12 protein-coding genes are annotated in these 14323 nt (G+C 55.9%); all 12 read left to right on the forward strand.

Annotated features, from left to right (window positions below; all coding sequences use genetic code 11):
- Positions 1-5: 5 nt before the first annotated feature.
- The 12 genes from ACJ67_RS03890 (at position 6) to ACJ67_RS03945 (ending at position 14249) form a co-directional block, all read left to right on the forward strand.
- Positions 6-1763, forward strand: a complete 1758-nt coding sequence (locus tag ACJ67_RS03890) for a type I secretion system permease/ATPase (RefSeq protein ID WP_049637955.1) — start codon at positions 6-8, stop codon at positions 1761-1763.
- Positions 1760-3478: a type I secretion system permease/ATPase gene (locus ACJ67_RS03895; RefSeq protein ID WP_049637956.1), complete on the forward strand. Its 1719-nt coding sequence runs from the start codon at positions 1760-1762 to the stop codon at positions 3476-3478. The genes ACJ67_RS03890 and ACJ67_RS03895 overlap by 4 nt, the downstream gene beginning before the upstream one ends.
- Positions 3469-4818 carry an HlyD family type I secretion periplasmic adaptor subunit gene (locus tag ACJ67_RS03900; RefSeq protein ID WP_231587247.1) on the forward strand — a complete coding sequence of 450 codons (1350 nt, stop codon included), beginning with the start codon at positions 3469-3471 and terminating at the stop codon, positions 4816-4818. The genes ACJ67_RS03895 and ACJ67_RS03900 overlap by 10 nt, the downstream gene beginning before the upstream one ends.
- 260 nt (positions 4819-5078) lie before the next feature.
- Positions 5079-6392, forward strand: coding sequence for a TolC family outer membrane protein (locus tag ACJ67_RS03905; RefSeq protein WP_049637957.1), 1314 nt, complete (start codon positions 5079-5081; stop codon positions 6390-6392).
- Between the two features lie 25 nt (positions 6393-6417).
- A complete protein-coding gene (gene gspG / locus ACJ67_RS03910; protein WP_018986028.1) occupies positions 6418-6843 on the forward strand; it encodes a type II secretion system major pseudopilin GspG in 426 nt (141 codons plus the stop codon).
- A 22-nt stretch (positions 6844-6865) separates the two neighbouring features.
- Positions 6866-8059, forward strand: coding sequence for a type II secretion system F family protein (locus tag ACJ67_RS03915; RefSeq protein ID WP_049637958.1), 1194 nt, complete (start codon positions 6866-6868; stop codon positions 8057-8059).
- 101 nt (positions 8060-8160) lie between these two features.
- Complete coding sequence (locus ACJ67_RS03920; protein ID WP_049637959.1) at positions 8161-9855, forward strand: GspE/PulE family protein; 1695 nt, start codon at positions 8161-8163, stop codon at positions 9853-9855.
- On the forward strand, positions 9836-10750 hold the full coding sequence (locus tag ACJ67_RS03925; RefSeq protein WP_049637960.1) for a hypothetical protein: 915 nt from the start codon (positions 9836-9838) through the stop codon (positions 10748-10750). Before ACJ67_RS03920 ends, ACJ67_RS03925 begins: the two co-directional genes overlap by 20 nt.
- Positions 10731-11243 (forward strand): hypothetical protein, encoded by a 513-nt coding sequence (locus ACJ67_RS03930; protein WP_049637961.1) that lies wholly within the window; start codon positions 10731-10733, stop codon positions 11241-11243. Before ACJ67_RS03925 ends, ACJ67_RS03930 begins: the two co-directional genes overlap by 20 nt.
- The gene (locus tag ACJ67_RS03935; RefSeq protein WP_049637962.1) at positions 11231-11794 is read left to right on the forward strand and encodes a hypothetical protein; all 564 of its coding nucleotides are present in this window, start codon (positions 11231-11233) and stop codon (positions 11792-11794) included. The genes ACJ67_RS03930 and ACJ67_RS03935 overlap by 13 nt, the downstream gene beginning before the upstream one ends.
- The gene (locus ACJ67_RS03940; RefSeq protein WP_049637963.1) at positions 11791-12285 is read left to right on the forward strand and encodes a hypothetical protein; all 495 of its coding nucleotides are present in this window, start codon (positions 11791-11793) and stop codon (positions 12283-12285) included. The genes ACJ67_RS03935 and ACJ67_RS03940 overlap by 4 nt, the downstream gene beginning before the upstream one ends.
- Positions 12282-14249 (forward strand): type II and III secretion system protein, encoded by a 1968-nt coding sequence (locus ACJ67_RS03945; protein WP_049637964.1) that lies wholly within the window; start codon positions 12282-12284, stop codon positions 14247-14249. The genes ACJ67_RS03940 and ACJ67_RS03945 overlap by 4 nt, the downstream gene beginning before the upstream one ends.
- Positions 14250-14323 lie beyond the last annotated feature (74 nt).

The following is a 14323-nucleotide window of genomic DNA, read 5'->3' on the forward strand; positions in this document are numbered from 1 at the left end:
TAAACATGTTTTCGCAATCCGAGACCATCAAAGAGGTCCTGTCCGAACTTTGGCCCACATGGCGCAAAGTGTGGACGTTTGGCATCGTGACGCATTTGCTGATCCTGGTGCCTTCTTGGTATATGCTGGAAGTGTATGACCGTGTCATTAACAGCCGCAATGTGTCTACATTGCTGATGTTGACGCTACTGGCGACCTTTGCCTATCTGGTGATGGAAGGGCTGGAATGGCAACGCCGGCATTTATTACAAGCCGCTTCAACTGGCTTTGAAACTCAATTACAGCAACGCCTGTTTGAGCGTGTATTTACCGCTAAATTGGCGATGCCGGAATTTCCGGCACAACAAGTCTTTTCCGATTTTTCTACTCTCAAAAGTACATTGCATTCTTCAGCGTTTTTAAACCTGATGGATGCGCCTTTCTGCCTGATTTTCCTGGTGGCTGTGTTCCTGATTCACCCAGCGCTGGGTGTGTTGACCTTACTCGGGCTATTGATACAACTGGTACTCACCGTGCAGAACCAGGCACGCGTGGCCCCCATGATGAAACAGGCCAATGTGCATGCGCTCGAATCGCAGCGTTATTTTGCCAGCATCAGCCGTCATGGCGATGTCATGCAGGCCATGCACATGATGGTCCCTGTGGAACAGCGCTGGTTAAAAAGCCAGCATGGTTTCTTGTGGCAGCAGACACTGGCTTCTGAATTGGCTGGCAAGAATGCAGCCGTTTCCCGCTGGTTGCAAACCCTGCAAACCAGCCTGATTCTGGGCTTGGCCTGCTACCTGTTTATTGCCGGTGAACTGTTTAATGGCGGCGCCATGATGATTGTGGCCTCTATCCTGGCGGCCAGGGTGCTGGCACCGCTGGTGCAATGTGTGGGCCACTGGAAAACCTATGAGCAGGCATGGACCGCCTACCAGCGTATTGACAGCTTGTTTGCCGGCGCCGCCGCAAAAGCAGACGGGTTGGTATTGCCCCCACCAACAGGTGAAGTGACGGTGGAGCAACTGGCTTATGCAATCCCGCAGCCAGGCAAAGCACAGGCAGAGGCTTTTATCCGCCAGGTGCATTTCAAATTGTCAGCCGGCAATGTGCTGATTGTGGCCGGGGCTTCCGCCTCGGGCAAAAGTACACTCGCCAAATTGCTGGTGGGATTGTTGCCGCCCAGCAGTGGCCGTGTGCGCTATGACGGGGTAGATGTGTATGGCTGGGATAAAACCAGGCTTGGGCCTCATATTGGTTACCTGGCGCAGGAGGTGGAGCTGTATGACGGGCGCCTGATAGATAACATTTGCCGTTTTCAGGCGCCAGACACTGCGGCGCTCACGGAAGTGCTGGATTTACTCGGCCTGACAGATTGGATACAGCAGCTCCCTGAAGGCTTAAATACGCATATTGGTCAATCCGGCATGATGCTCTCGGGTGGTGAGCGTCAGCTCATTGGCCTGGCACGCGCTTTTTATGGCAAGCCACGCATCGTGGTGCTCGATGAGCCCAATGCCAACCTGGATACTGGGGCTGAGCGATTATTGCAACAGGCCATTGCCCGCCTCAAGCAGCAAGGTACCACGGTTGTGATAGTGAGCCACCTGCAACATATCCTCAATATTGCCGACTGGATGCTGGTGATGGGACAGGGGCAGATGATCCGTTATGGCAAACCGGCTGATGTGCTGGCGAGTTTTCAGGCGCCTGCGGCCAAAGAGGCCGTGTCTCAAGCACCAATCGCTCCAGTGCCAGCGGCCAAGGTGGCTCAAACATGAGTGTTTTGCAGAAAATCGCATTATGGCCGTTGGTCAAAGCGTTCCGCCAGCAGTTTATCCATATGGCCTGGCTCAGTTTACTTACCAATGTACTCATGCTCGTCCCCACGTTATACATGCTGCAACTGTACGACAGGGTGATGATGAGCAGGAACACCATGACACTGGTAGCCATTACCCTGCTTACGGCAGGCTTGCTGCTGCTGATGGCAGGGGCCGATTGGCTGCGCAACCTGTATGCAATCAAAACAGGCGTGCAGCTGGACCTGAGCTACGGCAAGCAGGTATTTTCTGCGGCATTTAATCCGCGCACGCCGCCGCAGCAATCGCCAGTGCAATCGTTGCAACAGCTGACCACGGTCAGGCAGTTTCTAACCGGGCAAGGGTTGTTTGCCATGCTGGACCTGCCCTGGAGTGTGGTCTATATCGCCGTGCTGTTGACCTTGCATCCGCTGCTAGGGCTGACGGCGGTGGTGTTCTGCCTGATCCAGTTTGGAGTGGCTGTATGGAACCAGTCCGTCATTGCCGGACCCGCGCAGCAGGCGCAAGCCGCCAGGCAAACCATCGAAAACTTCATCCAGCAAAAAATCCGCCATCTGCAAACCAGTCATGTGCTGGGGATGTCGCACACCTTGCGCCAGCGCTGGCAGGCATTGCTTGCCGAGCAATCCAGTGCGGAGCGCATATGGTTGTCTGCCAGTGACCGCAGCCAGTTTGTGAATAAATGGGTGCGCTATACCATGCAGTCGCTAATGCTGGCAGTGGCGGCCTGGTTGACGATCAAAGGGGATATCAGTGTCGGTTCCATGGTGGCTTCCAATGTATTGATTGCGCGCGCCTTGCAACCGTTTGATGTCATTGTGCACAGCTGGCGGCAGTGGTTGCAAGCCAATGATGCAGCCAGTGATTTGCAGGCATTACTCACCAGCGCCAGGCAAACGGATGCGGCCCATGTGCCCACCCAGGCATTGCAAGGTCCTTACACCCTCAGGCTCAAAGGCATGGGTGTGACGCTGCAGTCACGCCGTATTCTGCATGCGCTGGATTTAACGATTCCTCCCGGTCGCTTGCTGTGCATCATGGGCCCCTCCGGTTCCGGTAAGAGCACGCTGGCCCGCTTGCTGGTGGGGGCTGTGTTCCCCACGCAAGGCGGCTATCAGGTCAACCAGACAGTCATCCATGCAGGCAATGTCCGATCTGCCATGACCAGTGTCGGTTATCTGCCGCAGCAAGTGTCACTGCTCGAAGGCACCATTGCCGAGAATGTGGCCAGGTTCGGTGAGTTAAACAGCCAGCATATTATTGAGGCATGCCAGCGCGTAGGCTTGCATGAGGCCATTTTACGTTTGCCACAAGGTTACGATACTCGCCTCGATGAACAAGGGTTACCTTTATCCGGTGGGCAGCGTCAGTTACTGGGTCTGGCCCGCGCAATCTATCAAGAGCCCGCCTTGCTGGTGCTTGACGAGCCGAATGCCAGCCTGGATGAATTTGGCGAAGCCAGGCTGATGCAGTTGCTGCAGGCCCTCAAAGAAAAACAGACCACCATTGTGGTGGTCTCGCACCGTTCCGGTGTGCTCAAGGTCACCGATGACTTGCTGGTGCTCAAGCGAGGTGAGGTAGTGCATCACGGCCCGCGAGATGCTGGCATTGTCTACCTGAACCAACTGAATGCCACTGCAACAAGCGTCACCTCGGAGTCTCCATGCCCTTAACCATGCCTCAACCTGTTCCCGATAATGTGCACGCGATTGAGGCATATGCCAAGCAAACCAGCCAGACGCGTAAGGGCGCATTTATTCTGTTGGCCGGACTGATAGGGTTTGTGCTGTGGGCAGCCTATGCGCCGCTAGACGAAGGCGTGCCCACCGAAGGGCAGATCAGCGTCGAAAGCAATCACAAGGTGGTGCAGCATTTGAGCGGTGGCATCGTGAGCAGTTTGCTGGTACATGAAGGGCAGCAGGTGAAAGCGGGCGATCTGTTGTTTAAGTTAGATGAACAAGCCAGCAAGGCGCGCTATGAAGAAGTGCGCCAGCGCTATGCTGGCTTGCGTGCGCAAGAAGACCGCTTGCGTGCCGAGCAGTTACACCGCCCGGTGATTGATTTTCACCCGGACCTGCTCAAGCTGCAAAACGACCCGTTGATCCAGCAACAAATGCGCAACCAGAGTCAGTTACTGGCGGCGAGAACGTCAGCCCTGGCCGCCGATATCGCCGGTAAACAGGAGTCGATTGCTGGCTACCAGGCCATGATCCAGGGCTATCAGGGCATGCTGGCCAGCCATGAATCACAGCTGGCTTTGCTCGAGGAGCAACTGCAAGGCATACGTGCGTTGACGGCGGAAGGTTATGCCCCGCGTAACCAGCAAAATGACCTGGAGCAGCGTGTGGCTGCTTTGCATGGTGAACGCGCCAATACCCAGGCCAATATCATCCGTGCGCAGCGTACCATTCTTGAGTTGCAGCAGCAGATCAACCAGCGCAACCAGCTGGAGCGTAAAGAAATGGATGCCGAGATGGCGCAGGTCAAGTTGCAAGTGGAGGCCGATGCGCAAAAACTGGTGGCCTTGCGCGATGAGCTGAGCCGTACCGAGATCCGCTCGCCGGCCTCCGGGCAAGTCGTTGGTTTGCAAGTGCATACCGTGGGCGCGGTGATCCAGCCAGGGCAAAAGCTCATGGATATTGTGCCCTCTGGTGAATCGCTGATTATTGATGCGCAGATTCCGCCACACCTCATCGATAAAATCCACGCCGGCCAGGCCGCTGATGTCCGCTTCTCCACATTCTCTAATAGTCCGCAATTATTGGCCGAAGGCCGCTTGAAGTCGGTTTCCAGTGACTTGTTGACTAAACCGACGGCAACCTTGGAAGGCAGCCAGAGCTACTACCTGGCCAGGATAGTGTTGACCGAAAAAGGCATGCAAGCCTTGCAGGGCAGACAGTTGCAGCCTGGCATGCCGGTGCAGGTGGTGATTAAAACAGGCGAGCGCACGCTGTGGGATTACTGGATGCATCCGTTGAGCAAGCGGTTGGCTGCCTCCATGAAGGAAGAATAATGGAAACGCTTAATAAGTGGCTGCGCAGGCAAATTGCGGCGTTGCGCGTTACTCCTAACCTCGCCGTACTATTTGTACTGTGGCTACGGCCGCTATGCTTAACTTCGCTACGCGAGTTAGCCTCCACCGCAACACTTCGTTGGTTGTCTCGGCTCGTCCGTTCCGTGCAGACTTATCATTTATTCTCTTGGGAACTTTATCCCGCTCGCTCACTGATTTCAGCTTTCCATATGCGTCATTGGTATTTATTGAAAGCATGCATGCTGACTGTGATGATGGGCTGTGCTTCTGCACATGCCCTCGAAGACCTCAACGGTCTCTATCAGTTGGCTGTGAATCACAATGCAGATTATCGTGCCGCGCTAGCAAATACCGAGGCCGAGCGCGAAGAGCTGACCAAGGCCAAGGCTTTGTTTTATCCCAAGGTGAATCTGGGCCTGATGCGGGGCCGTGGGGTGACTGACCGCACCACGCAAACGAATATAGGCTCACTCAACAGTAACCTGAATTATGAGCTGGAGAATTACAGTTTTAGCGTCAAACAGCCTTTGTTCAATAAAGAAACCATGGCGATTTACGGCGGGGCCAAGTCCTATGTCAGTGCGCAGGAGTCTTTGCTGGAACAGGAAAATGCCAAGCTGATTCTCAAGCTGGTGTCAGTCTACCTGGAAACACTGTATGGGCAGGAGCGTGTGCGCTTGCAGCAAAGCAAAGTGGACGCCGTGAGCCAGCAGTTGCGGCAGGCCGAGCAGCGCTACCAGCGCGGCAGCGGTACGGTGGTGGAGGTCAGCGAAGCACAGGCTAACCTTGATGTGGCCAAGGCAGAGCAGATCCAGGCAGAAAATGACCTGCTTTCCAATCAGCAAAGCTTGCAAATCCTGACAGGCGTCTCTCAGCCACTTTCTGCCGAACTCGTGGTGGATGGTTTAAACCGGTTTACTGGCGCGGAATATCCCATTGAGCGCTGGCTGGACCTGGCGCGGCAGAATCACCCGGAGTTGGCTGCAGCTACGTTGGAGGTGGATGTGGCGAGGAAGGATATAGAGAAGAAACAGGCTGGGCACTACCCGACACTGGATTTGGTCGGCGTGCGCTCCTATAGCCAGAATGACAGCAATAACACCTTGGGGTCGCGGTTTGATACCACCACCATTGCCCTGCAGATGAATGTGCCCTTGTTTGCTGGCGGGTATGTCAGCGCCAATGTGCGCCAGAGTGCTAACCGCCTCACGGCCAGTGAAGAAACCATGACGGCCAAATCACGTGAGATTGAGTTCAATGTGCGCAAATATTACCAAAGCCTGCAGGCGCAGCAGCAATCTATCTCGGCTTACCAGCAGGCGGTGCAATCAGCCACGGTGGCGCTCGATGGCACACAAAAAGGCTTCCTGGCTGGGTTCAAGACCAACCATGAAGTGCTGGATGCCCAGCAAAAACTGTTCTCTACCCGGCTGTTATTGACCAAGGCCTATTACAGCCTGATCAGTGACTGGGTTAATTTGCAGTTCAGTAGTGGTTTGCTGTCGCTGGAGGCACTCAACCGTGTCAGCCAGGTGTTTGTGTCAAAAAAATAGAGGGGTTGAAAAGGTGATCTATAACATGAAATCAGTGTGTATAAAGTGCAAGCAGGCCGGGTTTACCTTGCTGGAGCTGCTGGTGGTGATGGTGATTATCGGCTTGCTGGCTGGCTATGTCGGCCCCAAGTATTTTGCCCAGATCGGCAAGTCGGAAACCAAAACCGCCAAGGCGCAAATTGAGGCTTTGTCACGTGCACTGGACACCTATCGGCTGGATACAGGGCATTACCCGACCACTGAGCAAGGCCTGGCCGCGCTTAACCGCCAACCCGATGGCGAGGCCAAGTGGCAGGGCCCTTACCTGGCCAAAGGGGTGCCTGCCGACCCATGGGGGCGGCCTTATTTGTACCGTTACCCTGGCGAGCACGGCGATTACGATGTGTGGTCACTGGGCAGTGATGGCGCCGCTGGCGGCCAGGATGCCGACAGTGATGTGGGTAACTGGTAAACCACAGTTGTGAGCCAGTACGATGAAGTTTGAGCTGAAAGTATTGCAGGGCACACAGGTGAGCTGGTTGTCAGTAGAAGCGACTGACCGGCAGTCAGCGCTGCACCAGGTGCAGGCGCAAGGGTATGGCGTGTTGCAGGTACGTGCTGCGCGCGCAGGCAGCTGGTGGCCACAATGGCCGCTCAAGGCCCAGAGCTTTAACCTTAGCCTGTTTAGCCAGGAGTTGCTGGCGCTGCTGGAGTCCGGCCTGAGCCTGATTGAAGCCATTGAAGGCCTGGCCGAAAAAGAGCAGCAGGACCATGCGCGTGCGGTACTGGCAAGGTTGCGTATTGCACTCTACGAAGGCTTGCCCTTGTCGCAGGCGCTGGCTTTGCAGCCCTCGGTATTCAGCCAGCTGTATATCGCGCTGATCCGCGCCAGTGAGCGTACCGGTGACATGGTGCAGGCGCTGCGCCGCCATGTGGCTTACCAGGCACAGGTGGATGCGATCCGTAAAAAAATCATTTCGGCCTCGATTTACCCGGTATTGCTCATCGCCGTGGGCGGGCTGGTGGTGCTGTTCCTGCTGGGGTATGTAGTGCCACGCTTTAGCAGCATTTATGAAAGTGGTGGCGATAACTTGCCATGGGCCAGCCAGATGCTATTGCGCTGGGGCCAATTGCTACAGGGGCACGGCGAGTGGGTGTTGCTGGGCACATTAGGGATAGGGCTGTGCCTGTGGCTGGTGTTTTCGCGCCCCGCCAGCAAGGCCTGGATCATGCGGCGTGTGTGGCAAATCCCCAGCCTGGGTGAAGCGTTGCGCATTTACCAGCTGGCCAGGTTCTACCGCACCCTGGGCATGTTGTTACAGGGAGGAATTCCCTTGCTGACTGCCCTGGGGATGGTGCAGTCTCTGTTACCGCAAGAATTGCAGCTGGCCTTGCAACGCGTGATCACCGATGTGCGCGAAGGCAAACCACTGTCAGGGGCCATGGAGATGCATGGACTCACCACCTCGATCGCCAACCGCATGTTGCGCGTGGGCGAGCGTAGCGGGCAACTCGACGAAATGCTGGGGCGCATTGGTGTGTTTTACGATGAAGAAACGGCGCGACGGGTGGAGTGGTTAAGCAAGCTGCTGGAGCCTGCACTGATGGTATTGATAGGCTTGATTGTCGGCCTGGTGGTGGTGTTGATGTATATGCCGATTTTTGAATTGGCAGGCGCGATTGAGTAATCGCGCCTCAAATGAAAAGTTTCGATTGAGTAATCACTGCTCAAAGACGGAAGTGAACGTGCATTCCATGAAAGAGGTTGTGACGTGAAAAGGACTGGCGCATGAATATGCAGGACTTGCCTGGTAACGACGTGCCGCCGCTGGCTGCGGAGTGGCTGCCACAGGCACGGCAGTTGTCCATGCAGAGTGGGCGGCCGCTAATGGAGGTGCTGGAAGAGCTATCTGGCCTGGCGCCCGATGTGTTTGTACTGGCGCTGGGGCAAACCATGCATTACCCGACGCTGACAGCACTCGACTTGCACGCCATGCAGCCTATGTTTGAGCTGTTACGCTTTGCCGACGCCAGCAGCCAGCATGCCGTGCTCATGCAAAAAGACGACCAGTCGCTGCACATGGTGATTGCCGACCCGTTTGATGAGCCCTTGCAAATACGGTTGCAGAATAAGGTACGGTTACCGGTGCAATGGTGTTTGGCACACCGCAACGATATTGCGGCCTGCCTGCAGTTTCATGAGGCACAGATGCGTGCACTCGACCAGGTGCATCCCAGCGACGCGACAAATAACGAAGAAGAAGCGCCGGTGGAAGAGCTGTCACTGAAATCCATCAGTGAAGACAGCAGCCCGGTGGTGCGTTTTGTGCGCTCTACCTTATACGATGCCCTCAAGGCCGGGGCCAGTGATATCCACCTCGAATCCACCATGCAGGGCCTGCGTGTCAAATACCGCATAGATGGCGTGCTCAATGAAGTGGGCGGGCTCAGTGGCGTGATGCAGGCCGAGCAGGCGATTTCCCGGCTCAAGGTGATGTCCGAACTCGATATTGCCGAACGCCGCATTCCGCAGGATGGTCGCTGCAAGGTGCATGCGCTAGGCCGCGAGATAGACCTGCGCGTGTCTATCATGCCCAGTGTGGTGGGTGAAGATGCAGTGTTGCGTGTGCTGGACCGCAAGGCGCTCAGTGAAGCACAGGGTATCAGCCTGGAGGTGCTGGGCTTTGCGCCACATTTGCTGGCACAAATCCGTGCCCAGGCAGAAGCGCCTTACGGCATGCTACTGGTGACCGGGCCAACGGGCAGCGGTAAAACCACCACCCTGTACGGCATGATTTCCGAGATCAACCAGGGGCAGGACAAGATTGTCACCATTGAAGACCCGGTCGAGTACCAGCTGCCCGGTGTACTGCAAATCCCCGTCAAAGAGAAAAAAGGCCTGACTTTTGCGCGCGGCTTGCGTTCGATTTTGCGGCACGACCCGGACAAGATCATGGTGGGCGAAATCCGAGATGGCGAAACGGCGCAGATTGCCGTGCAGTCGGCATTGACCGGCCACCTGGTGTTGACGACGGTGCATGCCAACAACGTGTTTGATGTGATTGGCCGTTTTACCAATATGGGCGTGGATGCCTACAGCTTTGTTTCTGCCGTCAACGTGATCCTGGCCCAGCGGCTGGTGCGCGTGATCTGCCCGTTTTGCAAGGCAGATGACCAGCCCGATGATGGCTTGCTGCTCAAGTCTGGTTTGAGCGCTGAGACCACTACACATTACCGTTTTAAAAAAGGGCAGGGTTGTGGCCAGTGCCATGGCAGCGGTTACAAGGGGCGCAAAGGCATTGCCGAGCTGTTGTTGTTTGATGACCGCATGCGTGAACTGATTGTGTCCAAAGCCCCCATCAGCCAGATCAAGGCACTGGCAGCCACCACAGGCACACGCTCCATGCGTGAAGCCGGACTGGCACTGGTCGCGGCCGGTGAAACCACCTTGCAGGAGATCAACCGTGTTACATCATTATCCTGATCCGGGTGTGGATTGCCGCTGGCATGATAGCCAGCGCTGGTGGCAGGCGCTGACTGCGCCCGAGTTACGGCTGGTTATCAGTTGTGATGAGCTCGAAGTGTTCCGGTTTGCGCGGCAAAAACTACCCAATTTCACCAGGGAATTACTGGATCACCAACGCTATGCGCTGCCTGGCAACGGTCAGGACATGCTGCCGCCAGAAGCCTTGTGGCAAACGTTGGATACTGTGCTGTCGCCATTGGCAGGCCAGTACTGGCATCTGGTGGTGGTGGTGTCCAACCAGTATGCGCGTTGGCTGGTGCTGCCGTGGCAGGCGGAGCTCCGCTCACAGGCGGATAGGCAGGCTTATTATCTTCATGGCCTACAACAGGCCTTTGCCAGCGAGATGCAGGACTGGCAGGTGCGCGCGCAGGCAGGTGGTTATGGCCAGGCAACGCTGGTGAATGCCCTGCCAGCCGCCCTGAGCGAAAATCTGCATGCGGCATTGGCAGAACATCGTTTATCGCCCGGCATGATCGTTCCGGCCTGGGTGTTGTCGGTCAACCAGGCTTTGTATAGCCAACGTCAGCAGAGATGCTCGCTCGATGGCTGGATCGTTTGCCGGGAGTCTGGCCTGTTAACCATAGGCTGCCTGATGCAAGGGGCGTGGCAACAGGTTCGCCAGCTGCCTGTCGGGCAGCAGTGGCAGCAAAGTCTGGTGCAGTTACTGCAACGCGAACTGGTGGTGCATCCTGAGCGCGCAGGCTTGCCGGTGTACCTGTCCAAGCTCAATGGGGTGGTGCAGGCTTCCCTGGCTCCTTTTGAGGTGCTGGATATCCTGCCTGCACACGGGCTCGGTGAAGTGTTTAATCAATCCATGCGCAGGAGAATGGCTGATGCAAGCCCTGCAGTTTAATTATGCACAGGGCCGCCTGCCAGGGCCTGTGCCCTTATTGCTGGGAGTCATGCTGGCAGTTGTACTGGCCTTGTTGGCTGCTACCTATCACCGCTTTGCGCTTGAGAATGCCGCCTTGCAGCAACAATGGCAGGCACGCCAGTCCACATTGGCTGCCAGGCAAATGGTCAAAAAACAGGTGGTGGATCCTGCACTGGCGGCTGAAATGGCTGAGGCGCAATTGCATATACAAACGCCCTGGTTACCCTTGTTGCGCGATCTCGAACAGGCCCAGCAAAGCGAATTGTACTGGCTGCAACTGGCCCCGGATGCCAAACGCAAGCACCTGCGCATGACCGTGTTGGCACATCAGCGTCAGCAGGGGTGGGCACTGGTGGAGCGTCTGAAAAAGCAGCCTGGTCTGGCTGATGTCAAGCTCAATGCCAGTGAAGCCAGCGAGGTGAACGGCTTGCGCATGACGACCTTGCATCTGGAGGCCACATGGAAATATTAGCGTTAACCGCGTGGCAACGGCTGTGGTTTGCCAGCCAGCAACTTGTGTTGCGTCACCGCTGGCTGACAGGCATGGTATTGCTGGCGGGATTACTCACCGGCCTGGTGTTGCAAGCCTGGTGGCAACAGCAGTCATTACAGCAGCGGTTGCAGTCATTGCCTGCGCCAGTCTTGATGGCAGCCGAGACAGCCAAGCCGGCGCAAACGTATCAGTCCGATTCAACCGTCGTTTTGCCAGACTGGCCTCCAGAAGCTGAAGCCGAACGCATCAGTGCCGACATCCTGAGCGAGGCAGATGCCATGGGCATGATCTTCGAACGGGCTGAGTTCCAGTCACTCCCGGTGGCGCATGCCCGTTTGCAGGTGCAACGCATTAAATTGCCGCTCAAGGGCGAATATTTGCAGGTGCGGCAGTTTTTGCGCCAGGTGTTGCAACGCTATCCCAGCCTGGCACTCAGCCAGTTTAAATTGCAACGCACAGATGTCATGCAGCCAGCCATAGAGGCGTACGTAGAGTTCAGTTTGTATACCCGCAAGGGAGGCCAGCCATGACACAACGCTGGTGGATTTGGGCGTCGCTTGCATTCACCTTGCTGGCCTGCTGGTGGGTGGAGCAGGCCGAGCAGCCTGAGCAGGTGCTAGCAACGGCCAGTCCGGCGCCTGCTGTGAAACGCCGTATGCCTTTGGCCCAGGTCATGCCCGCACTCAAGGTCGCAGAAGCCCCAGCGGTCAGTCCTGACACGCGATTAGCGCTGGCAGAGGACCCTGGGGTGGATTTGTTTGCCGTGCTGGAGATGCCTGCAGACAACGCTGCCGAGGTGCAGGTGGCAGAAGCGGTCAATCCATACACCTATGCCGGCCGCCTGCAGGAAGAGGGGCGCTGGGTGGTTTTTTTGACCGATGGCCAACAACAATATGTCGTGCATGAGGGTGACCACTTTGCCGAAGGCTGGCGGGTGGCGGTGCTCGATCAACAGAAAGTCGTGCTGCAACATGCAGCCGAGCGCTTTGAAATCAGGCTGGATAACGGGGTGGTGTTTTGAATAAAAAAGTCAATCATAAACATTGGGTATGGGCCTGCGCACTGCCCTGGCTGGTCAGTTGCAGTAGCTTCAGCCCTGCCGGATTGGGGCCTGAGAACCCGGCTGGCGATGCCACACTGGAACAGGCCAGGATTTATGCCGCACGTGGCCAGGATGAGGAAGCGATCAGGCTTTTGCAGCCGTTGGTAGAAGCCAATCCGCGGCAGCCGCAATATAAAAACTGGCTGAGTTTATTGCAGGAGAAAAAACTGCAAAAGCAGCTGCAACAAGCCGATAGTTTGCTCGTCTCGCAACAGTACGATGCGGCCAGTGACATGTACCTGCAAGTGTTGCAGCAGGCGCCGAATAACCGTGCCGCCAGTGATGGTGTGCAAAAGGTGCAGTCAGCCCGCCAGCATGCTGCGCAGATTGCACAAGTGAAAGTCGCCATTGCCGCTGAGGACTGGGCCGGTGCCGAGTTTGGCTTGCGCAGTATCCTGGCCGAGCAGTCAGCCCATGTCGAGGCGCGGCAATTGTTTGAGCAACTGGAGCAAAAGAAGAACGAAAAAAGTAGCGTGGTGCGGCCATTACAGTCTTCGCTCAAAAAGAAAATCACGCTGGAGCTGAAAAACACCCCGGTCAAACAGGCCTTTGAATATATTGGCAAGGCGGGCAACCTGAATTTTTCGTTTGATCAGGAGCTTAATGAAGGCATACGCGTGAATGTGTTGCTGCGCGATACCCCGATAGAACAGGCGCTGGAGGTGATTTTAACCAGCCACCAGTTGGGCAAGAAGGTTCTTAACAGCAATACGCTGCTGATTTACCCGCAAGCGCGTGCCGCCCAGTACGAGGAGTTGTTTGTTCGTAGTTTTTACCTCACGCATATGGATGCTAAACGTGCGCTCAATATGATGAAAACTGTGTTGCGGGCTAGTGATGTCTACATTGATGAAAAACTCAATACGCTGGTGATCCGTGACACCATGGATCGCATCAAAGTAGCGGAAAAGCTCATTGCCTCGCAGGACCTGAATGAACCTGAAGTTATGCTCGAAGTGGAGGTCATGGAGATTAACCGCCGTAACCTGGAAAACCTGGGGATTCAGTATCCCAGCCAGATCGGCGTAGGGGTGCAGGGTAATGCGGCAGGCAGCAGTAACGGCACCCAGCCGCAGGCCGGCAAACTGAGCCTGACCGAGTTGCGTAACTTCAATGGCAACCTGGGCGTGTTTACCATCAATGATCCCGCCCTGGTGCTAAACCTGCTGCATCAGGATACTGACACCAACTTGCTGGCCAGCCCCAAAATCCGCGTCAAGAACCGTGACCGCGCCAAGATTCATGTCGGTGACAAAATTCCGGTCTTGACCAGTGTTGCCAGCGCGCAGGGCTTTGTTAGCCAGAACGTGAATTATATTGAGGTCGGGATTAAGCTGGATGTGGAACCTGTGATCCAGATGCAGGACCAGGTCAGCATCAAGGTGGGCATGGAGGTCAGTAATATCACTGACCAGGTTACCACCAGCTCTGGTGTGCTGGCTTATACCATAGGCAGCCGCAATGCCAATACCACCTTGCAGTTGCGCAATAATGAAACACAGATATTGGCCGGTCTGTTCCGTGACGATGAGCAGAAAACCCGGCGTAAAGTGCCCGGTTTGGCCAACCTGCCCCTGATCGGCAGGCTGTTCAGCAACAACAACCAGGACAAGCGCAAGAACGAAATTGTGTTGCTGATCACGCCGCGCATCATGCATAACCTGAGTCCGGCCAGTTCGGTCTATAGCTTGATCCCATCTGGGATTGCCGCCACGGCCAATCCGTTGGGTGCTGGTGGCGCGCGTGCCGTGCAAGCCAATGAACCGGCACCTGCGGCACCAGCAGTCACGCCGCAATCTACGCAAAGCAATAATATGCGTAACGACAGCGGCTTTGCCAACCAGATGATGAACAGTACGGATACTGGCAGTGTTCAGCCGTAGTGTGTTCAAACATAGTGTGTTCAGGTGACGCAATTGATGCTTCAGCGAAAAAAACAAGGCTTTACTGTGGATTT

The organism is Methylophilus sp. TWE2 (assembly GCF_001183865.1).
GTDB lineage: Bacteria > Pseudomonadota > Gammaproteobacteria > Burkholderiales > Methylophilaceae > Methylophilus.

Coding starts and splice junctions, on each gene's coding strand:
- ACJ67_RS03930 (WP_049637961.1), top strand. CDS start 10,731: ATGCAAGCCCTGCAGTTTAATTATGCACAGGGCCGCCTGCCAGGGCCT.
- ACJ67_RS03915 (WP_049637958.1), top strand. CDS start 6,866: ATGAAGTTTGAGCTGAAAGTATTGCAGGGCACACAGGTGAGCTGGTTG.
- ACJ67_RS03920 (WP_049637959.1), top strand. CDS start 8,161: ATGAATATGCAGGACTTGCCTGGTAACGACGTGCCGCCGCTGGCTGCG.
- gspG (WP_018986028.1), top strand. CDS start 6,418: ATGAAATCAGTGTGTATAAAGTGCAAGCAGGCCGGGTTTACCTTGCTG.
- ACJ67_RS03895 (WP_049637956.1), top strand. CDS start 1,760: ATGAGTGTTTTGCAGAAAATCGCATTATGGCCGTTGGTCAAAGCGTTC.
- ACJ67_RS03940 (WP_049637963.1), top strand. CDS start 11,791: ATGACACAACGCTGGTGGATTTGGGCGTCGCTTGCATTCACCTTGCTG.
- ACJ67_RS03890 (WP_049637955.1), top strand. CDS start 6: ATGTTTTCGCAATCCGAGACCATCAAAGAGGTCCTGTCCGAACTTTGG.
- ACJ67_RS03935 (WP_049637962.1), top strand. CDS start 11,231: ATGGAAATATTAGCGTTAACCGCGTGGCAACGGCTGTGGTTTGCCAGC.
- ACJ67_RS03900 (WP_231587247.1), top strand. CDS start 3,469: ATGCCCTTAACCATGCCTCAACCTGTTCCCGATAATGTGCACGCGATT.
- ACJ67_RS03905 (WP_049637957.1), top strand. CDS start 5,079: ATGCTGACTGTGATGATGGGCTGTGCTTCTGCACATGCCCTCGAAGAC.